General features: G+C 70.0%; 22 protein-coding genes and 2 pseudogenes. 9 read left to right on the top strand and 15 right to left on the bottom strand.

What is annotated here, in order from left to right; genetic code table 11:
• Window positions 1-239: 239 nt before the first annotated feature.
• Together ACFV6X_RS31540 and ACFV6X_RS31545 are read left to right on the top strand one after the other, a co-directional pair.
• Complete coding sequence (locus ACFV6X_RS31540; RefSeq protein WP_385389426.1) at window positions 240-959, top strand: SDR family oxidoreductase; 720 nt, start codon at window positions 240-242, stop codon at window positions 957-959.
• 124 nt (window positions 960-1,083) lie between these two features.
• Entirely contained in the window at window positions 1,084-1,239 is a 156-nt protein-coding gene (locus ACFV6X_RS31545) for a hypothetical protein (RefSeq protein ID WP_385389429.1), read from the top strand.
• A gap of 444 nt (window positions 1,240-1,683) precedes the next feature.
• Here the strand turns inward: ACFV6X_RS31545 and ACFV6X_RS31550 are convergent, their stop codons facing one another.
• The gene (locus ACFV6X_RS31550) at window positions 1,684-1,983 is read right to left on the bottom strand and encodes a hypothetical protein (protein ID WP_385389432.1); all 300 of its coding nucleotides are present in this window, start codon (window positions 1,981-1,983) and stop codon (window positions 1,684-1,686) included.
• A gap of 423 nt (window positions 1,984-2,406) precedes the next feature.
• Between ACFV6X_RS31550 and ACFV6X_RS31555 the strand changes: the two genes are divergently transcribed.
• The 3 genes from ACFV6X_RS31555 (at window position 2,407) to ACFV6X_RS31565 (ending at window position 5,226) form a co-directional block, all read left to right on the top strand.
• Entirely contained in the window at window positions 2,407-2,784 is a 378-nt protein-coding gene (locus ACFV6X_RS31555) for a DUF1330 domain-containing protein (RefSeq protein WP_385389435.1), read from the top strand.
• Between the two features lie 619 nt (window positions 2,785-3,403).
• Window positions 3,404-4,450: a permease gene (locus tag ACFV6X_RS31560; protein ID WP_385389437.1), complete on the top strand. Its 1,047-nt coding sequence runs from the start codon at window positions 3,404-3,406 to the stop codon at window positions 4,448-4,450.
• A complete protein-coding gene (locus ACFV6X_RS31565) occupies window positions 4,447-5,226 on the top strand; it encodes a TIGR03943 family putative permease subunit (RefSeq protein ID WP_385389439.1) in 780 nt (259 codons plus the stop codon). Before ACFV6X_RS31560 ends, ACFV6X_RS31565 begins: the two co-directional genes overlap by 4 nt.
• Window positions 5,227-5,418: 192 nt before the next feature.
• On the opposite strand, the pseudogene ACFV6X_RS31570 reads toward ACFV6X_RS31565, so the two are convergent.
• The 4 genes and pseudogenes from ACFV6X_RS31570 to ACFV6X_RS31585 form a co-directional block, all read right to left on the bottom strand.
• A pseudogene (locus ACFV6X_RS31570) lies at window positions 5,419-5,795 on the bottom strand (VOC family protein).
• Between the two features lie 3 nt (window positions 5,796-5,798).
• Window positions 5,799-6,878 carry an AAA family ATPase gene (locus ACFV6X_RS31575; protein WP_385389441.1) on the bottom strand — a complete coding sequence of 360 codons (1,080 nt, stop codon included), beginning with the start codon at window positions 6,876-6,878 and terminating at the stop codon, window positions 5,799-5,801.
• Window positions 6,875-7,528 (bottom strand): nicotinamide riboside transporter PnuC, encoded by a 654-nt coding sequence (gene pnuC, locus ACFV6X_RS31580; protein ID WP_385389443.1) that lies wholly within the window; start codon window positions 7,526-7,528, stop codon window positions 6,875-6,877. Before pnuC ends, ACFV6X_RS31575 begins: the two co-directional genes overlap by 4 nt.
• A gap of 1,080 nt (window positions 7,529-8,608) precedes the next feature.
• The gene (locus ACFV6X_RS31585; RefSeq protein WP_385389446.1) at window positions 8,609-10,690 is read right to left on the bottom strand and encodes an NPCBM/NEW2 domain-containing protein; all 2,082 of its coding nucleotides are present in this window, start codon (window positions 10,688-10,690) and stop codon (window positions 8,609-8,611) included.
• Between the two features lie 508 nt (window positions 10,691-11,198).
• Between ACFV6X_RS31585 and ACFV6X_RS31590 the strand changes: the two genes are divergently transcribed.
• Window positions 11,199-11,618: a hypothetical protein gene (locus tag ACFV6X_RS31590; RefSeq protein WP_385389449.1), complete on the top strand. Its 420-nt coding sequence runs from the start codon at window positions 11,199-11,201 to the stop codon at window positions 11,616-11,618.
• 23 nt (window positions 11,619-11,641) lie between these two features.
• Here ACFV6X_RS31590 and ACFV6X_RS31595 read toward each other — a convergent pair.
• The 8 genes and pseudogenes from ACFV6X_RS31595 to ACFV6X_RS31630 form a co-directional block, all read right to left on the bottom strand.
• Window positions 11,642-12,327: pseudogene (locus tag ACFV6X_RS31595) on the bottom strand (molybdopterin-binding oxidoreductase); the annotation flags it as partial.
• A gap of 232 nt (window positions 12,328-12,559) precedes the next feature.
• A complete protein-coding gene (locus ACFV6X_RS31600) occupies window positions 12,560-14,146 on the bottom strand; it encodes a glycoside hydrolase family 13 protein (RefSeq protein WP_385389451.1) in 1,587 nt (528 codons plus the stop codon).
• Window positions 14,143-15,357: a Gfo/Idh/MocA family protein gene (locus ACFV6X_RS31605; RefSeq protein ID WP_385389453.1), complete on the bottom strand. Its 1,215-nt coding sequence runs from the start codon at window positions 15,355-15,357 to the stop codon at window positions 14,143-14,145. Before ACFV6X_RS31605 ends, ACFV6X_RS31600 begins: the two co-directional genes overlap by 4 nt.
• On the bottom strand, window positions 15,354-16,433 hold the full coding sequence (locus ACFV6X_RS31610; RefSeq protein ID WP_385389456.1) for a glycosidase: 1,080 nt from the start codon (window positions 16,431-16,433) through the stop codon (window positions 15,354-15,356). Before ACFV6X_RS31610 ends, ACFV6X_RS31605 begins: the two co-directional genes overlap by 4 nt.
• 8 nt (window positions 16,434-16,441) lie before the next feature.
• On the bottom strand, window positions 16,442-17,320 hold the full coding sequence (locus ACFV6X_RS31615; protein WP_385389458.1) for a carbohydrate ABC transporter permease: 879 nt from the start codon (window positions 17,318-17,320) through the stop codon (window positions 16,442-16,444).
• A 1-nt stretch (window position 17,321) separates the two neighbouring features.
• Entirely contained in the window at window positions 17,322-18,254 is a 933-nt protein-coding gene (locus ACFV6X_RS31620) for a carbohydrate ABC transporter permease (RefSeq protein WP_385389460.1), read from the bottom strand.
• Between the two features lie 7 nt (window positions 18,255-18,261).
• Window positions 18,262-19,551, bottom strand: coding sequence for an extracellular solute-binding protein (locus tag ACFV6X_RS31625; RefSeq protein ID WP_385389463.1), 1,290 nt, complete (start codon window positions 19,549-19,551; stop codon window positions 18,262-18,264).
• Between the two features lie 64 nt (window positions 19,552-19,615).
• A complete protein-coding gene (locus ACFV6X_RS31630) occupies window positions 19,616-20,623 on the bottom strand; it encodes a LacI family DNA-binding transcriptional regulator (RefSeq protein WP_385389466.1) in 1,008 nt (335 codons plus the stop codon).
• 402 nt (window positions 20,624-21,025) lie between these two features.
• On the opposite strand from ACFV6X_RS31630, the gene ACFV6X_RS31635 reads away from it, so the two are divergent.
• Window positions 21,026-21,601: a dihydrofolate reductase family protein gene (locus tag ACFV6X_RS31635; protein WP_385389468.1), complete on the top strand. Its 576-nt coding sequence runs from the start codon at window positions 21,026-21,028 to the stop codon at window positions 21,599-21,601.
• 200 nt (window positions 21,602-21,801) lie between these two features.
• Here the strand turns inward: ACFV6X_RS31635 and ACFV6X_RS31640 are convergent, their stop codons facing one another.
• Window positions 21,802-22,029, bottom strand: coding sequence for a DUF6355 family natural product biosynthesis protein (locus tag ACFV6X_RS31640; RefSeq protein WP_385389522.1), 228 nt, complete (start codon window positions 22,027-22,029; stop codon window positions 21,802-21,804).
• A 389-nt stretch (window positions 22,030-22,418) separates the two neighbouring features.
• Between ACFV6X_RS31640 and ACFV6X_RS31645 the strand changes: the two genes are divergently transcribed.
• On the top strand, window positions 22,419-22,772 hold the full coding sequence (locus tag ACFV6X_RS31645) for an antibiotic biosynthesis monooxygenase family protein (RefSeq protein WP_385389470.1): 354 nt from the start codon (window positions 22,419-22,421) through the stop codon (window positions 22,770-22,772).
• 608 nt (window positions 22,773-23,380) lie between these two features.
• Complete coding sequence (locus ACFV6X_RS31650; protein ID WP_385389472.1) at window positions 23,381-24,232, top strand: endonuclease/exonuclease/phosphatase family protein; 852 nt, start codon at window positions 23,381-23,383, stop codon at window positions 24,230-24,232.
• A 622-nt stretch (window positions 24,233-24,854) separates the two neighbouring features.
• On the opposite strand, the gene ACFV6X_RS31655 is transcribed toward ACFV6X_RS31650, so the two are convergent.
• Window positions 24,855-25,634 (bottom strand): SDR family NAD(P)-dependent oxidoreductase, encoded by a 780-nt coding sequence (locus ACFV6X_RS31655; protein ID WP_385389474.1) that lies wholly within the window; start codon window positions 25,632-25,634, stop codon window positions 24,855-24,857.
• Between the last annotated feature and the right edge of the window lie 35 nt (window positions 25,635-25,669).

Raw genomic sequence — 25,669 nt, forward strand, 5'->3', positions numbered from 1 at the left:
TCAACCCCCTGCGGCCCACCCAGGCCACAACCGCAGCGACACAACAGGCCATTCACACCCTGCACACCATCCTGCACAGCCACTGAGACCCCGCCAACCTGCACCCTCTCCCGTGACTTGCGGCGGCATCTGCCGTACTGCGGCCCTGTTCACTGACCGGGCCATCGGAGTCTGTCGGGCCTGCCTTCTCTCCTCCCACACAATCGATGCGCGGATCAGCGCAGCAACGGAGTGAACCCATGACCCGCAGGCGAGTACTCATCACGGGTGCGTCCAAAGGCATCGGCCGCGCCCTCGCCGAGCAATTGGCAGGAGAGGGTCATACCCCCGTCGGTGTCGCCCGCAGCGCACCGCAGTCCTTTCCCGGCGAGTTCCACGAAGCCGACCTTGCCGACCGTGCGGCCACCGATCAGGTCCTGGGCGAAGTGATGGGCGCCGGACCGGTCGACGCGGTGGTCAACAATGTGGGGATGGTGCGACCCGCCCCGGTCGGCGAGGTCGCTCTGTCGGACCTCGACGCGGTTCTCGACATGAACGTGCGTACCGCGGTGCAGATCGTGCAGGCCGTGTTTCCCGGCATGCTCGAACGGTCCTGGGGTCGCGTGGTGAACGTCAGCAGCTTGGTCACCCTGGGATTGCCCGATCGCACGTCCTACGGTGCGGCCAAGGCCGCCGTGGAGTTCTTGACGCGAGGCTGGGCCGGAGAACTCGCTGCACACGGGATCACCGTCAACGCGGTCGCACCGGGCCCCACCGAGACCGAGTTGTTCCGGGAGACCAACCCGCCTGGGTCAGCCGGAGCCGCCCGCTACCTGGCGACTGTTCCGATGGGAAGGTTCGGACGCCCGGACGAGCTCGCAGCCGCCATCGCCTTCCTGCTCTCCGAGAAGGCGGGTTTCATCACCGGCCAGATCCTGCGCGTCGACGGCGGTGCGAGCATCGGCCGCAACAGCGCCTGAGAACGGCTGACACGATCGGTTGGATCGGCTTTGCAGGTCGCGTCGAGGTGGCGAGGTGAGCGTCGCACACTGTCTGTCAGATCGCGATGGACTTCGGCCTGACCACGGCGGTGCCGGGAACTGCGTGAAGCCGGTCGAGGTCGACGCGGGTGAGCGTGAGAGTCTGACCAGCAGCGAACGCGAGGAGCTGACCACGCTGCGGCAGGAGCACCACTGCCAGTGTGAGGACGTCGCCGTCCTCAAGCGGGCCACGGCTCTCTTCGCGAAGGAGACTCGGTGACGGTGCACCCGTCACCACGGCTCTCTTCGCGAAGGAGACTCGGTGACGGTGCACCCGTCATCAAGGAGGAGAGGCGCGCAGGTCACAGCGTCAAACGGGTATGTGAGCTGCTCAAGGACTCCGGCCCGCCTGCTACGCCCGCCGCGACGGCGTTCCGTGTCCGCGCCAGGTGCGGGACGCCGAGCTGACCCAGCAGATCACCGCCGTCCACGCAGGATGCGGACGCTGTCGCGTCGCACGGCTGATCCGAGCCGCCGAACCACAGGGCCGACATCGCAGGCGACTGACGGCACCTGGCCACGATCCGATCCGCGATCCACGAGTTGCCCTACGACTCGATCTCATCGCCAGGGGTTGTGAGCCGGGCCCCCCGGGCTGAAAGCCCGCTGGGGCGGCGACATCACCGCATCGCCACGGAGGAAGGCTGCCTCCAGCCGGCTGCCTCTAGACCGAACCCTCCCATGCTGAAGCCACAACCTCTCCGGCCATGACCTGGGGAGGGTTGGGGAGCAGTGACGCAAGGTTGTCCCGAACAAAGTCCGTCGCTTTCGAGATCGACTCCTCGGCTCCGGCCCGGTCCTGGAAGACGCTGGTCGAGACCATCACTCCGTCCCCGGCATCGAGCCAGTAGTAGGCTACGAAGCCGGAGACTTGGCGCATGAGCGGCACGAACCCCTCGTTCACGAGTCGTCCCGCCTCGGCCGGATCGGTCACCCCTTCGTAACGCCGGACCGCAGCGTACATCGCTCACTCCTCAGAGGTTTCTGGGTTCGTCCCGTGCTCGAACGTCCTACCCCTGCCGGCGCTGCCTGGCTCATGAGGCATCGGGCAATCACCTGAAGGGCCGCCTCAGGTGATCCGAACGGCGGCTTCGCGCTCGGTGTACTCGGCCGGGAGGTTGGTGACACGCCTGCCGCTGGTTGTTTTTTGAGCGACGCCGCGTTCCCGGCGACTCGGCGGTGCGGTGCGCCCAACGGGCCTTGCACCGCGGCTCTCCCTGCCGGGGACCACCCGGCGACTGCGTTTCAGCATTGTGCTTGCGTCGTGCGTGGGCGCAGACCAACCGGACGGTATGCAAGAGGGATGCGCTAGCCCTAGGCTTCTGCCCTGCCTTTCTCCGGCACACGCCGGAAGCACCGTGCCCTCCATGACCGCAAGGAGAAGCCCATGGCCGTGGACCCTCAAGGAGCCGATCTCGCACAGCTGATGGCGGAGGACCAGGGAGGCCCCGTAGTCATGCTCAACCTCCTGCGTTTCGCTCCCGGTGGTCGGGCCAGGTACGAGGAGTACGCGCAACGGACCAGTGCCTTCCTCAAGCGGTACGGGGGCGAACTGGTCTGCGCCGGCGACGGCGACACCCCCCTGGTCGCCGAGGAAGGGCAAGCCTGGGACGCGGTGCTGCTCGTCCGCTATCCGGATCGTGAAGCATTCAGCCGCATGGTGGCCGACCCCGGATACCAGGAGATCACCAGCCTGCGCCGCCAAGCCCTGGCCGAGGCCGTACTCCAGCCGACCAGCCCCTGGCCTTCGCGCCATGGTGGGTGACCGCGAAGCTCCGTGACTGGTTCGCCTGCAAGGCGCTCTACCGCGGCGCCCTTCGTCCCGCGACCAGCGGCGAAGGCACCCGCTGGGGTCACCCGACGAAGTCGTCGTGATCTCCCGGCGCACACCGTGCGAGAGCCTGAAGGGATCCCGTTCCTCGCGGGGTGCCGAGAGAGAACACGGAGCCGGTGACAACACCGGCCCTGCACCGCCTCGGTGCTCGGCCGCGCACTCTTCTGTCGTCCGACCTGAGCACAGGGGTTCTGCCTGGTGCAGCACCCGGACGCCGCCCGGGCGGGAGGAGCGCACCCGCCTGGACGGCTGACCTGCTCAACGTGCACTTCTCCGCCCACCGATACGGGTTGTCCCTCGATCGCCCCGTCCGGCTTCCGCCTGCCCTCAAGGGGCGATGCCACGTGCTCGCCGACCCGTGCGCGCCAGGCCGCCGCGGACACCGGCGACCGTGAGCAGTCCGGTGGACCCGTCGCCACGTTGCCGCCTGCATCCGCCTTCGTAGGGACGGCCCTGCTCAGCACCACCTGCACGAGCGCCTAAGAGTGCGGATGTCCAGCACTGGGAGACCGCTATCTTTCCTTCCGAACATCAGACATTCGGAGTTTGTATGCAGCAGACAGATGGTCGGGCCGAGGAGTCGTACGGCGCCGTGGCTGCCGCCGCGTCCCTCGCGGTCGCCGACGAGCCTCCGGCGCGCGGCTGGCCCCGGTTCTGGCCGCTCCTGCTTCTGGGCGCGGCCGTGCTTCCCGGAGTGGTGCTCTTCCTCGTGGGCAGGTGGGGAAGCGAGCCGGCGGTGCACGCCTGGCGAACCGTCTGTCTCTCCATCGCCGTGCAGGCGTTCCCGTTCCTGCTGCTCGGTACGGCCGTGTCCGGCGCGATCAATGCGTTCGTGCCGGCGCGGGTGTTCAGCCGGCTGTTGCCTCAAAAGCCCGCGCTTGCCGTCCCGGTCGCCGGAGCTGCCGGGGTGGTGCTGCCCGGGTGCGAATGTGCGTCGGTGCCGGTGGCCAACAGCCTGATCGGCCGCGGTGTCACACCAGCCGCTGCCTTCGCGTTCCTGTTGTCGGCCCCCGCCGTCAACCCTGTCGTTCTGACCACCACGGCCATCGCCTTCCCCGGCGACCCGGCCATGGTCGTCGCCCGGTTGCTGGCCTCCCTCGTCACGGCCACGGTGATGGGCTGGCTGTGGCTCACGCTGGGCCGCGAGAAGTGGTTGCGGCCGGCCGTGCGCCACACCGGACACCGGCCGGGGCACAGCCGCTGGACGGAGTTCCGGCGCGGCTTCCAGCATGACTTCCTGCACGCGGGCGGCTTCGTCATCATCGGGGCCATGGCCGCGGCCACGTTCAACGTGGCCGTCCCCAGTTCGGTGCTCGACGCGTTCTCCGGCTCGCCCTGGCTCTCCGTAATCTTCCTCGCCGCGCTCGCCATTGTCCTGTCGGTGTGCTCGGAGGCCGACGCGTTCGTCGCTGCGTCCCTGACCGGGTTCTCGCCCGTCGCGCGGCTCACGTTCATGGTGGTCGGCCCGATGGTCGACCTCAAGCTGATCGCGCTCCAGACGGGCACCTTCGGCCGCGCCTTCGCGGTCCGCTTCTCGGCCGCCACAACGGTCGTCGCCATTCTGTGCAGCGCCCTCATCGGAGGAGTTCTGCTGTGAAGCGCCCCCTGCAGGCGGTCCTGCTCGTGCTCAGCGGCACAAGCCTGCTGCACCTCTCGCTCTTCACCGACCTCTACCTGCGATACGTCAAGGAGTGGATGCGACCTCTGCTGATCGCATCGGGAGCACTGCTGCTCCTGCTCGGCATGGCGGACGCCTGGTCTCAGCGGAGAGCGGGAAGAGGCGAACCAGTCGGTGAGCATCCTCGGCAACAGGATCACGACGGTCACGGTCACGATCACGCCCAAGTGCCGCGCGCGGCGTGGCTGCTCTTCCTCCCGGCGCTGAGCATCCTCTTCTACGCCCCGCCCGCTCTTGGCGCGTACACCGCCTCGCGCCAGGCCTCCAAGCCCGTCCTGGAGCAGAACGAGTTCGATCCGCTGCCGGCGATGTCGCCGCTCCCACTGACCCTTCGCGACTTCACCAGTCGTGTCCAGCAGGATCGCGAACAGGCCATCAAGGGCCGCAGCGTCCAGATGACGGGATTCGTCACGCCCTCCCAGAAGGGCCAGGGCTGGGACCTGACCCGGCTCCTGATCAACTGCTGCGCGGCTGACGCGCAGGCGGTCAAGGTGCGGATCCACGGGACTCCGGCCCCGGCGGCCAACACGTGGGTGACCGTCGTGGGCACCTGGCACGCGGGCGGAACCCTTGGTACGGGTTCTGCTCCAGTCGCGCTCGACGCCCGCAGCGTCAACAAGGTGGAACGACCGACGAACGCATACATGGACGCCCTTCCGCTGCCCCTTCGGCAGGGGCAGCGGACATCCGGCTGACCTGACCGAGCGGGCTGCGGCGCCGACGTATCGAGACTCTCGCGCGGTTCGGAGGGTCGCCGAAGAGGCTGCCGACCTCGACACCGATGCGCCCCAGCTGCCGCATGCGCATGGCGTTCGTTCCCTCCGTCACGACTCGGTCCGCCGCGCGGCGCACGGCGGACCAGGTCATGTCTGTCGAACCAGCAGGGATCAGCCGTTGTACGGAGCGGCGACCTCCAGGACCCATGTGACGCCGAAGCGGTCGGTGAGCATGCCGTACAGCGGCGCCCACTGCGCGGCCTCCAAGGGCTGCACCGCTGTCGCGCCCGCGGACAGTTTCTGCCACAGGGCGCTGATCTCGTCGGTGTCGTCGCCGCGTACGGAGACGAAGAAGGGGGTCTCGCCAAGGCTCAGGGGCAGTTGGCTCGGCACGTCGTAGCACATGACGTGGAAGCCGTTGTCTCCCACCACCTCGCCCAGTCCGCCTCGTTGTCGTGCTGCACGTTGCCGGCGTCCTTGTACGTGGCGGCCACCAGGCGTCCACCGAAGACGGACTGGTCGTACGGTCGCAGCCGCCAGTGAGGCACAGTTCATCGGCGCTCCGGGAGCGGGTCGGCGAGGTGCCAGCCCTCGGCGAGCAGGGTGTCCACGGCGGCGACGGCGGTCGCGAGCCGCTCCTCGCGCGGGCCGGTGACGACGGCGGTGCGGCGGCCACTGCGGGAGAGTTCGGTGACGAAGCGGGCGGTCATCCAGGGCCGCAAGTGCTCACCGTCGCGAAGTCCGTCGTCCTCGAAGGCGACGCCGTGGTGGTCGGTGAGGATCCAGAGGTGCTGGCGGCCGTGGGCGGCGATCTCGCGGGTGTCGGGGCTGGTGGTGCCCATGTACCGCTCGTGCCAGATGGTGGTGGCGAAGGCGTCGGTGTCGCAGATGAGCACAGGGGAGCCTACCCGCGCGGCCTCGTCCTCCAGTTCGGCCTGGCGCCGGGCGATGACGGGGAAGTCGGCGGAGCGGAAGGTGACGTCCGACCATTCGGCGTCCGGGCGTTCGGCGCGCAGTTCGGCGAGCTTGAGTTCGCTGTACTCGCGGCCGTACTCCGGGACGTACCGGGTGCGGGACCACACTCCGCCGCGGCGCCGATAGTGGTCGGCGAGGGCGTGGGCCAGGGTGGTGGTGCCGGTGGACTCCGCGCCGAGGACGACGACGCGCCGGGTGAGCGCGGCCCGTACGGGCGGCTCCAGGAAGTCCCAGTTGCCGACGGGGTCCTTGCGGACGGCTGTGCCGGAGACGGGGTGAAGCGTACGGTCCGGGTCGACGCACACGGAGTCGGCGCCGAAGCGGCGCCCCAGTTCCTCGCCATAGGGCTCGGAGGTGAAGACGGCGTCGACGGAATCGGGTACGGCCGCGCGGAAGACGGCCATGTGGGCGGCCCAGACGTCGGGGTCCTGAAGGTCGACGGGGATGTCGTCGACGGCGCCGACGACGAGCACGTCAGGGTGGATCTCGCGCATCCAGGCGACCCGGTCCTCCAGCGTCAGGGTCTCCACGGAAGAGGCGCAGACGAGCACGGTGAGGCGCTCGCAGTGGTCGCGCGCGGTGCGGACCAGGTGATGGTGGCCGGCGTGCGGCGGGTAGAACTTGCCGAGGACCAGGCCGTGTCCGTAGCGCTTCATATCACCGCCTCCACGCGGAACGCGGTCCTGCCGGCGAGGTCACGGCTCCAGCGGCGCAGGCCGAGGACGCAGAGCGTCATGAAGCCGACGTACAGCAAGGACGTCAGGTACAGCTCTTTGTGGGCGTAGAGCGGTACGTAGATCACGTCGGCGGCGATCCAGAGCCACCAGGACTCGAGCCGCTTGCGGCACTGGCCGTAGGTTGCCGTGAGGGAGAGCGCGGTGGTCAGGGCGTCCCAGAAGGGGACGGTCGAGTCGGTGGCGCTGTCGAGCAGCAGGGTGAGGACGAGGGTCCCCACCACCCCCGCCGTGATCAGCCACGTCCACTCGGTGCGCGAGGTGCGGCGCACCGGGAGAGCGTCGGAGCCTGGTCCACCCCCGTGGGTCCAGGTCCACCAGCCGTACACGGCGAGGGCGATGAAGACGATCTGGAGGCCGGCGTCGGCGTAGAGCCCGGCCTGTGTGAAGAGGAGGATGAAGAAGAGGTTGTTGGCGATGCCGATGGGCCAGTTTGCGAGGTGCTGGCGGGCGACCAGCCAGACGCAGAGCGCTCCGCTGCCGAATCCGAGGACTTCGGTCCAGCTGACCGGGGTGTCCAGGACGGTGAAGAGCGGCTGTTGTAGGGGTTCGAGGATGTTCGCGAGGCTCACGCCCGCCTCCTTAAAAGTCATGTTGACTATAAAGTGTGACCGGCTTGGGCCACAAGTGCGAAAGACCCACGGAGAAAGCCCGCGGCCGCAGGGCCGTCACGGCTTCGCCTCACGTCGTCACGGCGGCGGGATCCATGCCGAGTTGGTCAGCCGGTGCAGGCGGCCCGACTTCTGGTCGCCGAGCGCGATCTGGGGGGCCTCGATGCGGACGCCGCCGACTTCGACCACGGCGAGATGGTGATGTGTCGCCGTCCTTGGGTGGCCTCCTGAGTCAACTACCTGTTTCGTCAAGGGGGGACTGGGGGTGGTGGGGATGTCCCGATCTGAGGACGGCTATCGGCGGTGACGGCAACGCGCCCCGGATCGTTCGGCGTTGGGGCACTTTCGGTGGACCGTGCTGGTCGGCCTCGCGCTGTGCTTCCTCGGGGCGTGGGCTCTGAGGCGTCCGACGACCCGATGGTCGAGCTGACCGTGGTCGATGGTTCGGCCGCCCCCGGCGCGTGCGAGGTGCGCTACGAGGACCCTTTCACCGGCGAGCCCAGGGCGGGCACGTTCGTCCGCATCGGGAACCGTGACCCGCTCACCGCCACCTATCAGGTGGGCTGGGTCGTTTCTTATCGCCCGAGCAAAGGGGACCTGTACAACTCCGACTGGGAGAGTACGCCGGCCAATTCGGTCAACCACGCCCTCGAGATGGGAGGACTGCTGGTGGCTCTCGCCGGTGGCATCGGCGGCGTGTCTCCCTCCGTCACCGCACTCGACTCGGAGCCGATCAGGATCCGGGCTCCGCACCTGACGCCGATGCCCGGCATCGATGTCAGGACTTTCGCGAGGAGGTGGGCCTGCCTCCCGCAGTGCCCGATCCGCCCGGCCGGCGGCTTGCGCCGGTCAAGGACGGCCGTGAGTGAGGCGGCGATGCTCGGGAAGGCGACGATCCCCTGGGCCAGTTGCTCGGCCATCCTCGGTACCTTCGGTTGTAGCAGCGTGACCAGCCGCCGACGGCCCGCCTGGCGTCTTTGGGAACTCTTGGCGAAACGGCCGCACCCAGGTGAGATGTCACCTGGGTGCGGCCGAGCCGAATCAGCAGGTGGCGTTCAGACCGGCCCAGTTGGCGCGGTCGTTGTAGCCGCCGTCGCCGGCGTCGCCGACCACCAGGTCGAGCACCCGGACGCCGGTCAGGTCGATGTCGGCCTGGCGGATGTCGTCGCGGCTCAGCACACCGCTGTCGAACAGCACCCGGCCGTCACCGATCACCTGGAAGGTTGACGTGCCACCGTCAGGGCCGACGTTGCGCACCGCGTCGTCGATGCCGACGGTCGTGGCCAGCCGGGTGCACCGGTCGCCGAGGTAGTAGCGGACCGCGGAGGGCGAGGCCACCCCGATACCGGTCGGGTAGACCTGGCCGAGCATGCTGATGGGTGACCAGCCACCGACGCTCTGGTCGACCGTCGGGCTCATCCACCCGCTGGTGGCGCTGATCCAGTCGTGGTGCGACAGGACGACGTCGCCGTCCGGCGCCGCCGGTGCCACAACCACCGCCGTGGCCGTCTTCTGCCGCAGCCGCCCCTTGCCGGTCACCTCGTACGATGTGGTGGCGGTCAGTGCGGCGCTGCCCGGCGCTGCTGTGGCCGGCAGGGTCGTCGTGAAGGCCATGGTCACGGAGCGGTCGGGCATCAGGAGCTTCGGCGCTTTGCCGAGCGGACGGGCTGTCCAGCCGTCCGGCACCGCCAGCTCGACCCGCGGTGCGAAGACCGGGCGCGCACCGTCGTTGCGGACGGTGACCTCGACCCGGGCCTGGTCGCCGCCGGCGACCACCGGGGCGACCCCGGCCGGCACCGTGTCGCCACCGACCTGCGTCACCTGCGGCAGGCCGGCGACGACGTGCGGAACACCGGGCTTGCCCGTTGCCTTGCCGACCCGGAACAGGGCCGCGCCGTGGGCCGGGACGGCGGCACTGATGGTGCCCGCGCTCTCGGTGACCTGGTCGGTCCAGGCGTTCTTCAGGGTGAACCGATCCCCGGACAGCCCGACCGACGACGCCTTCGTGGTCACGGTCGCCGGACTGTCGCCCCGGTTCAGCAGCACCACGGCGCGGTCACCGTTGGCCAGCCGCTTCACCCAGGTCTCCGTCGTACCGGCGGGACCGACGCGGACGGCCTGAACACCGGCCGTGTCCTGGTTGATCGCGAGTACATCGCGGTCCTGGAGAATGCCGAGCGAGGTCTCGCTGAGCTTACGGACGTCACTGCCGATCACCAGCGGCGCTGCCGCCACCGACCAGAGCGTCATCTGGGTACGGAACTCCTCGTCGTTCATCCCCAGCTCAGGTCCCAGGTAGTCCGGGTCGTTGAAGTGCCCCGGCCCGGCGACCTCGGGGTGCCGCGCGTTCGCGTCGTAGTTCCGCAGCACGTCCTTGAACTTGATCTCGCCGACGAAACCCACATCCGTGTACGTCCGCCAGGACTGCGCGATCCCCGGCGCGTAGGACCAGGAGTACGTCGACTGCTGCTCCTCCGGGTAGTTGCCCCAGTCCGGGGAGGTCACCGGGTTGCAGAGGTTGAAGATCATGGGGCGCTTGCTTGCGTTGTTCCGCAGCGCCTGCGCGAACTCGGTGTAGACGGTCTTCGGGTCGAGGTCCGCGGCGATCCCGCAGAGGTAGTCGACCTTGACCGCGTCGAACTCCCAGGCGGCGAACTGGTCCGCGTCGCGCTGGTAGTAGCCGTGGCTGCCGAGTCCGCACTTGCCCGGGATGTACGGGCCGGCGTCGGTGTAGATGCCGGCCTTCAGGCCCTTGGAGTGGATGTAGTCCACCAGTGGCTTCAGCCCGTTCGGGAACTGGTCGGGGTTGGCCACCAAGTCGCCGGCCGAGCTGCGTGGGGTCGGCGCCGCCCAGTTGCCGTCGATCCAGACGTACTGGTAACCGGCGTCGCGCAGACCGCTGCTGACCAGAAAGTCGGTTATCGACTTGACCTCGGCCTCGGTCGGATCGCCACCCAGCGCGTAATAGGTGTTCCAGCCCATGTACGGCGTCGGGCTCAGCACCTGCTGAGGTGCCGACGCCGTGACGGTGGCACTCCCGGCCTGGGGGCCGGCGTGGGCGGGCGTGTGCACGACCAGTAGGCCTGTCAGGAGCGCCAGGAGGACGGTGAGATGTCGTTTCACATCGGATCCTTCGCTGTCCGATCAGGCGTGCCGACCCGTCCCGGTCGTGAGTCCGAGGTACCGCTCCCTCGCGGGGGTACGGCGATCGTTCTCCGGACCAGTCAATGCCCGCGCGCCTGCGGTGTTGTTGCCAGGATCTTGCAGCTGTTGCCGAGGCGCGTCAATAATAATTCCTAAATTAAGAGTTACCGAGGCTGTGCTGGGAACGCAACTGCCGTATACCAACTGGTATGTACACCCCACCCGAGCGCTGCCCGCGGCTGCACGTCGTCCTCGCGGGCAGACGGAGGACCTGCTCAAGAGCGAAGTCCTCCCCACCGAGCGACCGTTGCTCCGACGCCGGTGCGCCCGTGACGACCTCTACAGCAGGGGGTTCGGGCGGTTCGGGCCGTGTGAGGGGATGGCATTTCCAAGTGGCTCGATCTGTCATAGACAGGTTCACCGCGCCCCCGGAGACTGGGGCGATTCTCAGCCGACAGCCGCGACAGGCTCGACTCCTGGAGACCGGATGCGCACTCACCTCGCCGCTGCTCTCAGCGCCGTCGCGCTGACCGCGGGCGCGCTCCTGGGCACCCCCGCGGCCGACGCCCACGCCGCCGACTACCCGATCAGCGAATTCGACGTCACCATCGGGAACACGTACACGAGAGGCCTCATCGCCTGGGGCAATCGGGACGTTGTCGTGTCCGGGGAGCACAAATCGGTGAGCGCGGCCGACCTGGCGAGCTGCCGGGCGACCCGGGCGTACACCCTCGACAGCCACGACGGGCAGTTGGGGGACGAACTCAGCGACAATGTCGTGTGCGGCTCCAGCGCTCGCTTCCACTTCACCGTGCCGGCGGACGTCCCCGGAGGAGCGGCGGTCGTGCGGATCTGCCTCACCGACGGTTCCCACAAACCGTTGCGCTGCGAGCGTTACGGGCGCTGATCTTCGTCCGGGTCCCGGAGAGCCCGGGGTACCGCGGGTGCGGGTGAGGCGGGTGGTGGAAGGACGAGACTCCGGCGTGAGGCGATCGCGTCACGACCGCTGGAACCGTTGAGTTTGCGTCCCAGCGACCCGGCGCCCACCGAGGCGGTGGCGGCGGACGTCGCCGCGAACACGAAACCGCGCCGGTCCCAGCGCACGTCCGCGGCGGGTTCGTCCGACGTGTGTCCGGCGCGGGGACGCGGTGCCGGAAGTCGGCCGACGAGGGCATAGAGGATCAGAGCGCCGCCGATCGCGCCGAGAAGGGAGGGCAGGGCGTCGGGGAGGCCGCTGGAGTCGGGGCGGCCGGTCGCCGCAGCGGTCCGACGGCGCCGAAGGCCAGCACCCCACCCGCGCCGGTCCGGCGGTGGTGGACGGCGAGGACGCCGAGGGCGAGGGCGAGCACCGTGAGTACGGTCAGGATGCCGATCTGCAGCACCAGCTTGTCGCTTGTGCCGAAGCTGCGGTTCGCCCAGTCCTTCACGGCTGTCGGCGTCCGGTCGATGGTGGCACCGCCGACAGCCACCACCGGGCCGGCTTGCGGGCGTACCGCCGTCGCTGTCAGTTCGGCGAGGGCGAGAGCGGCGGCGCCCGCCAGGAGGCCGCTGAGCGCACCCAGCGCCGGCCGCCGCCATCGCCGCGGATCACTGGGCTTCTTCGCTCCGTCGCTCACATGGGGAAGCCGGGCCGGATCAGCAGGCGGATCGGTCCGGATGACCCATCGGTTTGCCTCCTCTCCCGACCAATCCCAGCTACCGTCAGCTACGGATACTCGACCCCGCCCGTCCGTCGGACTCGGCCCGTGCGTACCGCCGAGGAACCCGGTGTGCTGTGTCTGACTCGGACGCGGCGCTCGCCGATCTCACGCGGGGCGTCGGCCTGACCTCTGGCACGCCGGACATCGCTCAACTTTCGACGAGCAGCCAGGCCGCCGTGTCCGGTGCCAGGACGTCGTCGAAGTCCCGTGGCCCGCTCGTCAGTACGGTCCGCCCGAGCAGCCCCGTGTCCCGGAGCGGCAGCGGCCGTGCACCGAGGTTCACCACACAGGTGAGGCGGCCGCGGGTGAAGGCGAGGTAGGGCGCCTCGGAGGGTGAGTGCCAGAGCAGTGAGCCGTCGGCGGGGGCGGGCCAGGCCTTGCGCAGCCGAAGTGCCTCGCGGTACATCTCGAGGGTGGAGTCGGGGTCGCCGTCCTGTGCCGCGACGGTCAGTGCTGCCCAGTCCTCCGGCTGGGGCAGCCAGCACGACCGAGGTGCCGCGGTGCTGAAGCCGTAGGGCGCGGCCGTCCCGGACCAGGGGAGCGGCACCCGCGCCCCGTCGCGCCCGCGTTCGCGGTGCCCGGAGCGCGGCCAGAGCGGGTCGCGGATGCGGTCGTCCGGCACCCATGCCTGGGGGAGGCCGAGTTCCTCGCCCTGGTACACGTACGCCGCGCCCGGCAGGGCCAGCATCAGCAGTGCGGCGGACCGCGCGCGCAGCGGCGATCCGTAGCGGGTGGGGGGCCGTACGGCGTCGTGGCTCGACAGCACCCAGGTGACGGGGGCGCGGCCCGGCCCGGTCGCGGCCAGCGAGCCCTCGATCACCCGGCGCAGCGCGGGCGCGTCCCACGGCGCTTCCAGGAACGCGAAGTCGAAGGCCTGCTGCATCTCGTCGGGACGGACGTAGCGGGCCAGCCGGTCGGGGGCGAACACCGCCGCCTCGGCGACGAGCAGGCGGTCCTCGGGGCTCACCGCGCCCGGTACTCCGGGGTGTTCGTCGAGGAGGGTGCGCCACCGCCGGTACAGGGGATGAAGCTCCTCCTGGTCGTAGTACGGCATGAGGTGGTTGCGCGCCGGGTCCTCGTGCTGACCGGGCCCGGCGTCCGGCAGTCCCTCCGCCTTGTACAGGGCGTGCGCCACGTCGATGCGGAAGCCGTCCACGCCGTGGTCGAGCCAGAACCGCAGGATCCTCTCGAACTCGGTGTGCACCGCCGGGTGACTCCAGTCGAGGTCCGGCTGCTCGGGCGCGTGGAGGTGGAGGTACCACTCGCCGTCGGACACGCGGGTCCAGGCGGGGCCGCCGAACGCGGACTGCCAGTCGTTGGGCGGCAGTTCACCGAGCCGTCCGCGACCGGGGCGGAAGAGGTACCGTTCGCGGGCCGTGCTGCCCGGACCGGCCGCGAGCGCGGCCCGGAACCATGGGTGCGCGTCGGAGGTGTGGTTGGGCACCACGTCGACGACGACCTTCAGGCCGAGGCCGTGGGCGCGCGCGGTGAGCGCGTCGAAGTCGCCGATAGTGCCGAGTTCCGGTGCGACGGCCGTGTGGTCGGCGATGTCGTAGCCGCCGTCGGCGAGCGGCGAGGGGTAGAAGGGGGTGATCCACACCGCGTCGGCGCCGAGGCGCCGTACGTGGTGCAGGCGGTCCGCGATCCCGCGGAGGTCGCCGGTGCCGTCCCCGTCGGAGTCGGCGAAGGACCAAGGATAGATCTCGTAGCAGACGGCGTCGCGCCACCAGTTCACGGCGTACCCCCCTCCGGCAGCACCACGGGCCGCGCGGTCCCGGTGGCCGCCGCCTCGGTGGCGGCCACCGCGACCGCGACGGCCGTCAGCCCGGCGTGGGCGTCGGCCGCGGGCGTGCCGCCGTGGGCCGCGCAGTGCAGCAGCTCGGCGAAGGCGGCTCGCACGCTGCCGGCGTAGACGCGTGCCTTGGCGGTCTCTCCGCCGAGGTCGAGCACGGTCTCGACACGGTGCGGGACGGTGCGGACGGCACCCCGGCCCGAGACCGGCGCGGTGCCGCCCGCGCCGCGCTCCACCCGCACGCTGACGCGCTGCTCGCCGCCCTCGGGGAAGCCGGGTACGGCGAAGAGTTCGGTGGTCCGGGACGGCAGCCGCTCCCAGCGGTCGGCACCGCGGTCGTCGGTCCATGCGGTGACGGTGGCCCGGGTGGGGATCCAACCGGTGATCAGGGACTCGGCGAAACCGTGGTCGAGGCGCATCAACTGGCGTTCCGCGCGGTGCGCGTGCGTGAACGAGTGGAAGTGCCCGGCCAGGACGCCGCCAGGGTGCACCGCATCGGCGGCCACCATGTCGACGAGCCCGCCGGGGCCGCCGGGCCTGCGGACGGCCGTCGCCTGCACGGACTCGGGGACGCTGCCGAGCAGGGCGCGCGCGGCGTCGAAGAAGTGCACACCGTGTTCGAGGAAGATGCCGCCGCTGCGGGCCGGGTCCCAGAACCAGTGGTCGCTGCCCAGGTCCTCGTCGGCGGCGTCGTTCTCGAAGAGGAAGCGCCTCGGCCGCTCCAGCAGGCCCTCGTCCATCAGCGTCTCGACGGCGCGCAGCAGCGGGTTGTAGCGCAGGACGTGGTCGACGACGAGGACCCTGCCGGACCGGTGTGCCTCGGCGCTGACGCGGGCCGCGTCGGCCGTGGTCAGCGCGAGGGGCTTCTCGCAGAAGACGTGACGTCCCGCGCGCAGGGCCCGGACGCTGAGATCCGCGTGGGTGTGCGGCGGGGTGGCGACGGCGACGACGTCCACGTCGGGGCGGGCGAGGAGCGCGTCGAGTCCGTCGCGGACCGCCGCGCCGTGGCGGGTACCGAGAGGCTGCGCGCGCCGTGGGTCGGGGTCGGCGACGGCGGCGACCCGCAGGCCGGGCAGACCGGCCACGGCGTCCAGGACGTACGCCCCGAACGCGCCGCAGCCGATCAGCCCGAGCCCGAGTGGTGCGGAGGTCATACGGTGCGCTCCAGCACGGCGACGCCGATGTGGGCGTCGGCCATGCCGTAGAAGACGTAGCGGGTGCCGTCGACCTCCTCGATCGCGGTGGGGAAGACGACGTTCGGCACCGTGCCGGATCGTTCCTCCTCCGTCTCGGGCGCCATCAGCGGCTGCGCGGAGCGGGCCAGGACGCGTGCGGGGTCGGCGGGGTCCAGGATCATCGCCCCGGCCGCGTACGACACCCGCCGGTTGGGCACGAACGGGTCGTCCTCCGGCACGCCGGACACGCCGTGGTGGATCAGCAGCCAGCCCTCCTCGACACGGATCGGCGCGGGCCCGGCGCCGATCTTCAACGCCTCCCAGTCGAACTCCGACAGCGCCACGAGCCGGTGGTCGCGCGGCCGGACCAGGGCGCGGACGTCCTTCTCCACCTCGGCCGCCGGCACGTACGAGATCCAGATGCCGGGCCTCTCGTCCTCCAGGCCCGCGGGCAGATGGACGCCCTCGCCGGGACGGAACCAGCCGAGGTCCCACATGGGACGGTGCAGCATGGCGTACGCGGGCTGCCCGTCGGGGCCGGGGACGGGCTCGGGGAAGTGGACGACGTCCTTGTTGGGGAAGAGGTTGAGGTCGGTGTCCAGGTCGGGCTGGTAGGCGAACTGGATCGGCCCCAGCCGCGTCCACTCGGTGAGGTTCTCGGACACCGCGAGGGCCGGCTTCGGGCCGAGGGGCCCGTACGCGACGTACGACATCACGTGCAGGCCGAGGCTGGGCACCCAGGTGATCCGGGGGTCCTCCACACCGGCGTTGTTCTTGCCGCGTTCCCAGCCGGCGTCCGGCTCCAGGACCGTGCCGCGGCGCTCGACGCCGGAGGGCATTCCGTCGGTGAAGGTGACCTCGGCGAGGCCGACGCGGGAGACGTTGCCCTCGGACACCAGGCGGGGCAGCAGGTGCAAGGTGCCGTCGGGGGTACGGCCGGAGGCGGGGTTGAGGACGCCCTCCACCTCGTTCGCCTCACCCGGCAGGGGGGACATGACGACGCCCTTGCGGACGAGCCGGAACGGGATGTGGTGGCGGGGGTCGGGAGTGCTCATGGTGTGGTTCAGCCCTTGATTCCGGAGTCGATGTTCGTGTGCGTGAAGTGGCGCTGGAACAGCAGGAACAGCGCCACGGCGGGGGCGGCCAGCACGCAGGCGCCCGCCATCAGCGCGCCGGTCGGGTTCGACACGGTGCCCTGGAGGTTGCTGAGGAAGCCCGCCAGCGAGACGGCGAGCGGCTGCATGTCGGCGTTCTTCGTGACGAGGAACGGCCAGAGGAACTCGTTCCACGGGCCGATGAAGGTCAGCAGCGTTCCGGTGAGCAGCGCGGGCCGGGCCATCGGGAGCGCGATCCGCCACAGGATGCGCAGCTCGCTCGCGCCGTCGATCCGCGCGGCCTCGAACAGTGAGGCCGGCATCTGCAGGAAGAACTGCCGGAAGAGGAAGACCGCGGTCGAGTTGATCGCGAACGGCAGGATCATGCCGAGGTAGGTGTCGCCGAGTCCGTAGTCCCGTACGACCAGCACGTACAGCGGCAGGGTGAGCAGCTGGAACGGGATCGTCTGGACGAGCAGCAGAGTCGCGAACACGGTGCCCCTGCCGCGGAACTGCAGACGGGCCAGGGCGTATCCGGCGAGTACACCGAAGACCAGCGTGCACAGCAGCACACCGGCGGTCATCACACCGGAGTTGACCAGTGCCCTGCCGAGGGACAGGGCGCCGTCGATGGCCCCGTAGTTGCCCGTGGTCAGTCCGCTGGGCGCGGCGGACGACAGATCGCCCGTCGTCACCTTCCGCAGCGATCCGACGACCATGTAGTAGAAGGGGAAGAGGAAGCCCAGCGCGCCGACGAGCAGGACGACGAACCGGATCGCGCGGCCGGTGCCCCGGCCGGTGTGCGGCACGTCGTGGCCGGACGGGGCGGTCAAGTCGTGTCGGCTCATGTCAGTTGCCCCTCTCGGTGAGCTTGCGCGTGATCAGCGACACCGCGAGCACGAGCACGACCAGCACCACGCCCAGGGCCGCCGCGAAGTCGGGGTGGCCCTGCTCGATGCCCTTCTGGTACATCAGCAGCACCGGCGAGATGGACGCGTCGTCCGGACCGCCGCCGCCGGTCAGCAGGTACGGCTCGCTGAAGAGGTTGGCGCCGGTGACGATCGCGTACACCGTCACCAGGGTCGTCGCGGGGCGCACGCCCGGCACGGTGACGGACCAGAATGTGCGGACCGTGCCCGCGCCGTCGACGGACGCCGCCTCGTAGAGGTCCTTGCCGATGTTCTGCAACGCGGCGAGGTAGAGCATCACGAAGAAGCCGAGCTGTTTCCAGGTGACGAACAGCGCGATCATGGGCATCGCGAGATGCGTGTTGACCAGCCAGGACGGGTCGGGGGCCAGGCCGCCGAGGGCGTTGTTGACCAGGCCGTCGGTGCCGAACAGGAACTGCCAGACGGCGACCAGCGCGACGCTCGCGGTGATGTACGGCAGATAGTAGGCGGCACGGAAGAACGACCGGAACGGCACCTTGGCGTTCAGCGCGGTGGCGAGCACCAGCGACAGCAGCACGGTCAGGGGGACATTGATGACGAGGAAGATCCCGATGTTCAGGAACGCCTTGCCCACCACCGGATCGGTGAGCACGTCGCGGTAGTTGGCCAGCCCCACCCAGGGGCTCGGCGCGTCGGCGCCGGGGGCGGTGAAGTAGAAGCGGTGGAAGGAGATCCAGACGGTGTAGCCCAGGGGTATCGCGAACACCGCGAGGACGTACAGCAGATAGGGGCTGACGAAGGCGGCACCGATGCCGGTGTGGCGGCGCCGGTGGCGCTGCGGGGTGCGCGGGTGGACGGCCGCGGTCCGGGCGGGGGTTCGGGTCAGGGTCATGGCTGCCTCAGTACTCGCCGAGAATCGTGCGGGTTCCGGCGGCGGCCTCGCGCAGCGCCGACGCGGGTGACTGCCGGCCGAAGACGACCGAACGGGTCCAGGCGTCGCGGAAGGTCTGCCACACGTCGATGGAGCCGGCGACGTTGGGCACCTCCACCACACGGCCGGCCTGGTCGGCGAACGGCCGGTAGGCGGGGTTCTTCGCGAACCAGTCCGCGAACTCCCGTTCCACATGATCCCGGACGGGCATCTGGCCGGTGGTGGCCAGAAACCTGCCGTCCTCCCGTTCCGAGGTGGCGAACTTCATCACGTCCCAGGCCGTGGCCCGGTTCTCGCAGGCGCTGAACATGCCCACGGACTTCTGGTCGCTGAAGGTGTGGATCCGCGAGGCGGGCCGGCCGTCGGACGTCGGCACCGGTACGACCCCCCAGTCGACCCGGTCCTTGTAGGCGGCGACGGCCCAGGGGCCCACGGTCGCCATGGCGGCCTTGCCGTCGGCCAGCGCGTCACCCGGGTACAGCTCCTTGGGCGCGAGCTTCTCGCGGTAGATGGTGCTCCAGAAGTCGGCGACCTGCCGGCCGGCCGGGGAGTCGAACTGCGGCTTGCCGTCCTCCACCAGGGACCGGCCGCCGCTCTGCGCGGCGAAGGCGGGGTAGAAGTCGAACCAGGACTGGAAGAACTCACTGCTCGGCGCCGGCCACAGGGCCGCCTCCGTGGCACCGCTGCGCACCAACTTGCGCGCCGTGTCGAGGAACTGGCCGTAAGTGGCCAGACGCGGGCGCTCCGGGTCGAGGCCGGCCTTCGCGAAGAGCTTCTTGTTGTAGAGGATCATGACCGGATTGCTCTTCCACGGCAGTTGGTAGTACTTGCCGTCCTCGGAGCGGTACTGCCCTGCGAGGCCGCCGCTGCGGGACTCGATGTACTGCTCGCCGTCGGGGAAGTCGCTCAGCGGCACCAGCCCGGCCTGCTTCTGGAACTGCGGTACGGAGGCGGGGGAGGTGTTGAAGACCAGGCAGGCGCTGGTGCCCGCGATGATCGAGGCGCTGATGGCCTCCTCGGACGTCTTGCCCGCCGGGATGTTCTGCGCCGTGACGCGCTGGTCCAGGTGGAGCCGGTTCCAGTCCGCGACCATCTGCCTGCCCCACTCGGCCTCTTGGGCGTTGTTCGACAGCCAGACGGTGATGGGTCCGCGTGACCTGGCCGCGGTTGCCGGGTCCGGGCCGGAGCGTGCGCACGCGGTGGCCACGGTGGCCAGCGCGAGCACGGCGGCCAGGGCGGACGCTGTTCTCCTGAGCATCGTTCTCTCCGAAATGTGCACGCCCGGCCTCGTTGCCGGACGGGATCCCCCGGGGTCGGACTTCTCAGTGCCCGCCTGCGGCACCGGACGGAGCCGGGCCGGTCGACGGGCGGGGGACGAAGACCGCCGGGGGCAGGACGACATCGGGCGCCGTCCCGTCGGCGATCACGGTGTGCAGGGCCAGCGCGGCGGCCGCCCCCCAGCCCCGGGCATCCGCCCTCGCGGACGCCAGCGGCGGGTGGGTGTACTGCGCGAGCGGGGTGTCGTCGTAGCCGACGACCGACAACTGCCCGGGGACGGCGATCCCCAGTTCATGGGCGACGGCGAGTCCCGCCGTGGCCGCCAGGTCGTTGCCGTACACGATCGCGGTCGGGGGTTCGGCCAGGGCCAGCAGTTCCCGGGTGGCCCCGGCACCGCCCTCGGCGGTGAAGCCGCCGGGGCGCAGCGGGCCCGGCGGCAGTCCGAGGTCGGCCAGGGTCCGCTCCCACGCCTGGCGCCGCCGGATCGCGTGCCGGAACTCCTGCGGCCCCTCGACGTGGGCGATGCGCCGGTGACCTGCCTCGGCCAACGCCCGGACGGCGGCGACGTAGGCGGGTTCGTCGTCGAGTTCGACGGCGCAGTGCCCGCCCGCCCACTCGGCGCGACCCACGACGACGGTCGGCAGGCCGAGCGAGGCGGTGAGCGCGGGGCGCGGGTCGTCGACCCTGAGGTCGGTGAGCAGCACGCCGTCGACCCTGCGGTCCGCGGCCAGCCGTTCGTACAGGGCCTGCTCGCGGTCGGCGGTCGTCACGTGCAGGACGAGTCCGTCGCCCTGCTCGGACAGCACCTCCTCGATGCCCGCGATGAACGCCGGGAAGAACGGATCGGCACCGATCAGGCCGGGCTCCCGCGCCAGGACGAGGCCGACCGCGCCCGCCTTGCCGAGCGACAGCGCCCGTGCGGGGCGGCTGGGCCGCCAGCCGAGTTCCTCGGCGACGGCCAGGATGCGGACCCTGGTCTCGTCGGCGAGTCCCGGCCGGTTGTTGAGTGCGAAGGAAACGGAGCTCCTGGACACGCCGGCTCGCTGTGCCACGTCGGCAATGGTCGGACGCCGCATGGTGGTCCCCTCCGTGTCGGATCATGTCCGGCGCGGCCACTGAACCGGTTCAGTGGTAACGCCGTGCCGCCACTAAAGCGGTTTAGACGTAGATCGGACAAGGCGCGGAACGGTGTGACCTCGGTCACTTGAAGTGGGGGACATTTGCGCCGAGTTGCTATGGCGAAGGGTGGCCCCCGGTGAGCGTGGCGAGCGCGGCGGTGAGACTGCCGGCCCGTCGATCCCCTGCCGACGGGGGTGATGTCGACAACCAGGGAGGAGCCGGCCGCCGATGATCTTCGCGTGGGGCGGGGAGATCTGAGGGGATCTCGCGAGTCGCGATGAGTCCTGCGGCGTCCGGCGGTCGTACTGTCGAACCCGTTACGAGGAGGACTCCTGATGCGCAGCGTGACCTATTCGATGAGCGTCTCACTTGACGGCTACATCGTCGGGCCGGACGGCGGCTTCGACTGGACGGTGCCCGGCGAGGAGGTCTTTCGCTTCTGGATCGACGAGATCCGAGAGGTCGGCGTCCACCTGTTGGGACGACGGCTGTACGAGACGATGCTGTACTGGGAGACCGCCGACCAGGATCCCACGCTCGACGACTCGGATCGCGAGTGGACCGCGCTCTGGAAGCCGCTCCCCAAGGTGGTGTTCTCCACCACGCTGTCGGCAGTGCAGGGCAACGCCCGCCTGGCCGCCGGCGGCCTGGCGGAGGAGATCGCGCGGTTGCGAGCCGAGCCGGGGGAGGGCGACATCGCGATCGGCGGCGCGTCTCTCGCCGCCGAGGCGGCCGCGTCGGATCTGATCGACGAGTACCGGGTCCTGGTCTACCCGGTGCTGGTTGGCGGTGGCATTCCGTTCTTTCCCCGGCGCGAACGCCGGGTGGATCTCGAACTCGTCGAGACTCGCACCCTCAGCTCAAGAGTCGTCTACCTCCGCTACCGCGTGGCGCGCCAGGCCGCGCCTTGAGTACGCTGCCGCCTCAGCTTGTCGGGCTGGGGCGGCTCGGGCCCTTGAGCCACGAGGCGATATCGTGCGCGATGCCGCTGATGTCGTCGCCCGTCGTGACTTCGCGCTCGTGGCCAGGGGTGTCACGGCGGACTACTTCGTCGCCGTTGCCGCTTTCCGTGACCGCACCGGATGAGGTGAGCCGGAGCCCCCGGAGGGGGTCAGCAGGTCCTGTCGGCGTAGTGCGCGCCCTGGATACTGCCGGACGAGCCCAGCCAGCTGCGGCCGGGCCCCACGCACCTGTCGTAGTCGGGGCCGAACACCTCCACCTCGATGACGACGTTGGAGCCGTCGCTCGTGCAGTGGTTGTAGAACGCGTCGGAGCCGGTCTCGTAGAACCCACAGGGGTCGGCTGCCGCCGTGGCGGGCGCGCCCAGGACGAGTGCCATCGCACTGGCGACGGGAGCCACGGCGGCGATGACAGCGGACAGACTACGGCGGACGTTCATCGACGATCTCCTTGCAGGGATGCTGTGCCCGAGCCGGAGGACTCGGGCACAGGCAGCATCGTTGATCACCCAAGGACTGTTCAGCGGTTTCTTCCAACGAGGTACGTGGTTCACACTCCCGGGTGCCTTCGCCCTCACACGAAGTGCCCCACCGACGATTCAAGGGTGGGTCACGTGAGCGTTTACGGCGGGCTCTACGGCCGCAACGCCCAGAACACGGCGCATGTCGTCGACCGGGCGGACCGGGCGATGCCCTTCGGGCGCCCGGAAAAGGCCCGGCGGGGGAAAGACGCTGGATCGTTGGGCGCCTCCCGCCTTACGGTGGTGCCATGAGCGATCACTCGGAGGCGCCTGCCGCACCCGTCGAGGCCTACGAACCCCCTTACTACGTAGCTGTCTTCACCACGGTGCGAACCCAGAACCAGAGCGGCTACAGCGAGACCAACGCACGCATGGAGGACCTGGTGAAGGACGTTCCTGGGTTTCTGGGGATGGACCATGCGCAGACTCCTGGCGGGCTGGGCATCACCGTCGGGTACTTCCGCGACGCCGACGCCCTCACGGAGTGGCGGACCAACGCCGAGCACCGCGCGGCGCAACAGCGCGGGCAAGCCGAGTGGTACCAGAGCTACACGCTGCACGTGGCGAAAGTGGAGCGGAGCCACGGGTTCACGCGAGCGTAGGCCTCACAGAGCCCGACACGACGCCGACCTTGCCGGCTGGGTCGACTGAGCTCGGTCGTCCGCAGATTCGACATCCTGCCGAGCGCATCAACGTGCTGTCGGCGCCCGGGAGGCCAAGCCGGGGGTCCCAGCGGAGAGCGACGCCCCGGTACCACCACGACGAGGGAAACGGGCGGACCGACTCGCAGATTCCACCCGTGCCGGTGAGGCGGCCACCGTCAACTCACCCTGCTGGTCATGCGGGCCGGTGGGGTGATGCCCCGCAGATGGCCGAGGTGCTGGAGACGATCAGTACAGCCCTGACCGCCATCACGGATCGGCAACACCGCCGCGGACCAGGCCGGCAGCCGGACCGACATCTCCGCTGGTAGCTGTTCACAGGCCGCCTGGGCTCCACCCCCTACGCGTTGACGTCCCAGTCCCGCTGGGTGACGGACCACGGAACGCGCGGCTTCGTACGGGCATGTTCGGATCTCGGGGGTCGGGATCGACCTGTCGACTCCCTGTCGTAGCCGGCGGGGTTGCTTGTCTTCACGTTGCGGCCAATGGCACGTCAGAGGACCCGGCCATGATCGGGACCGTTGATGAACCTGTGCCAGGAGGCCCTCATGTACCGCCGGACCCTGTCCCTTCTCGCCGCTGTCGTCGCGCTCGCCGCCGCTGGATCCGTCACTCAGGCCTCGGCAGACGACCAGATCTCCGCCGACCGGCGTCCCGGCCCCCGCGTGCTGGACGTCATGACGTTCAACATCCATCACGCTCAGGGCACCGACGACGTCCTCGACCTCCGGCGCATCGCGGACGTCATCCGCGACAGTGGCGCCGACGTGGTGGGCCTTCAGGAGGTCGACAACCATTACTCCGGGCGCAGCGACTGGGCGGACCAGCCTGCCGAGTTGGCGTCTCTGCTCGGTTACCACGTGGTCTTCGGTGCCAATATCGACAACGCCCCGCCGGCGGCCGGCGGTCACCGCGTTCAGTACGGCACCGCGATTCTGTCGCGGTACCCGATCACCGCCTCCGACAACACCTGGCTGTACAAGTCGCCGGGCCAGGAACAGCGCGGTCTGCTGCACGCCACCCTCAATGTCCACGGCAAGAACGTGGAGTTCTACAACACGCACCTGGCCGCCAGCTCGCAGACCGACCGCCTTCAGCAGACGGCGCAGGTCGTAGACCTGATCGGCAAGAAGAGGCCCGGGATCCTCGTGGGTGACTTCAACGCACTGCCCACCGCCCCGGAGTCGCAGCCGTTGCAGAAGGCGTACACCGACGCGTGGGCCAAGTCCCTGCATGGGCACGGCGATGGTGCGACCTACCCGGCCGAGGCCCCCACGGAGCGGATCGACCTCATCTACACGACCCGTGAGGTGACGCCGCTCGTCACCCGCGTGATTCAGAACGATCCGACTGCCTCCGACCACCTTCCTCTGCTCAGCAAGGTCCTCGTCACGTCCTGAGCGACCACGCCCACCTGCGGGCCGCCCAGCAGGGGCGGTGCGGTTGCACGCGCGTGTGGGGGAGTGATGCGGCGCGGTGCTGAGAGCCTCGGTGGCGGTGTTGTCGGTCGTGGCGATCGGGCTCTCCGTGTCGTGGAGTGGCCGCCGTTGCCGTGCTCGGTGCCGGGGGCTGCGGCGTGCGGTGGGCGGCTCGCCTGTTTGAAACTCCCCGTCGTTGGACGGGGGGTGGTTGGTGAGTCGGTGGGTGGTACGGCTCGCTGCGGAAGGGCTGCTGACGGGGCCGCGTCGGGCAGCAGACGGATGCCGACGACGGCCCCACGGATGCGTACACCCTGCCTCGCCGGCGGCATCACCTGGTGTCGCCTCAGCCCGGACCCTGGTGACGACGACGGTGTCCGCGACTGCCAGGGGTGGCACTGGCCGGGCCCGCGCTTTCCCGTCGGGACCGCTGACCGGCCTCCCGGTCAGCTTTCCTGCCGGCCGCATTCCCACCGGGCCAGGTGGCCGTTGCAGTGGGCACAGGGCCCGGTGTGCGGCAGTCGGTCGATCCGGCGTGCGGCAGGGCGACTCCGAGGCAGTCCAGGCCGAACAAGCATTGACGGGGATGTCCGACGGGGTGGGTTCAGTGGACGGAGAACCCGCCGTCGACGAAGATCGCCTGCCCGGTGACGTAGCCGGAAGCGTGGCTGGCCAGGAACACCACCGCTCCGGCGAAGTCCTCGGCAACGCCGTTGCGCCCGACCAACGTGCGCGCGGCCAGCGCCGCCACCTTCTCCGGATCGGACGACAACCGTGCGTTGAGCGGGGTCATGACGAAGCCGGGCACCAGCGTGTTGCAGGTGACGCCGTGTGGCGACCACGCCTCGGCCTGTGAGCGGGTCAACGACTCCAGCGCCCCCTTGGAGACCCCATAGACGCCACTCTGGACGAACGCCCGATGCGCCTGCTGGGAGGTTACATGGATGATCCGACCGAAGCCCCGCTCGGCCATCCCGGGCCCGAATCGCTGGCCCAACAAGTAGGGCGCCTCCAGGTTCACCGCCATCGTGGCATCCCACACGTCCTCGCCCAGCTCGCCCATCGGCGGCCGCAGGTTGATCCCGGCGCTGTTGACGAGAATGTCGGGCTCGCCGAACACCTCGGCTGCCTGCTCTGCCGCTGCGCGCACCCCGTCGCGGGTGCTCAGGTCGGCGCTCACCCAGCTCGCCTGGCAGCCGTCCGCCGCCAGTTCGTCGACGGTGGCCGCCAGTTCCGACTCCTTGCGGGCCATGATCACCACGCTGGCCCCCGCTCGCGCGAGAGCCCCGGCGATGGCTCGGCCGATGCCGGAGCTGCCGCCTGTCACCACGGCGACCCGGCCATCCAGCGAGAACAGTTCGGAGAGGTAGCTATGTGAGGTCATACCCGCACCCTAGACGGCGTGGAAGTACCGGGCGG

This window comes from Streptomyces sp. NPDC059861, assembly GCF_042731435.1.
GTDB lineage: Bacteria > Actinomycetota > Actinomycetes > Streptomycetales > Streptomycetaceae > Streptomyces.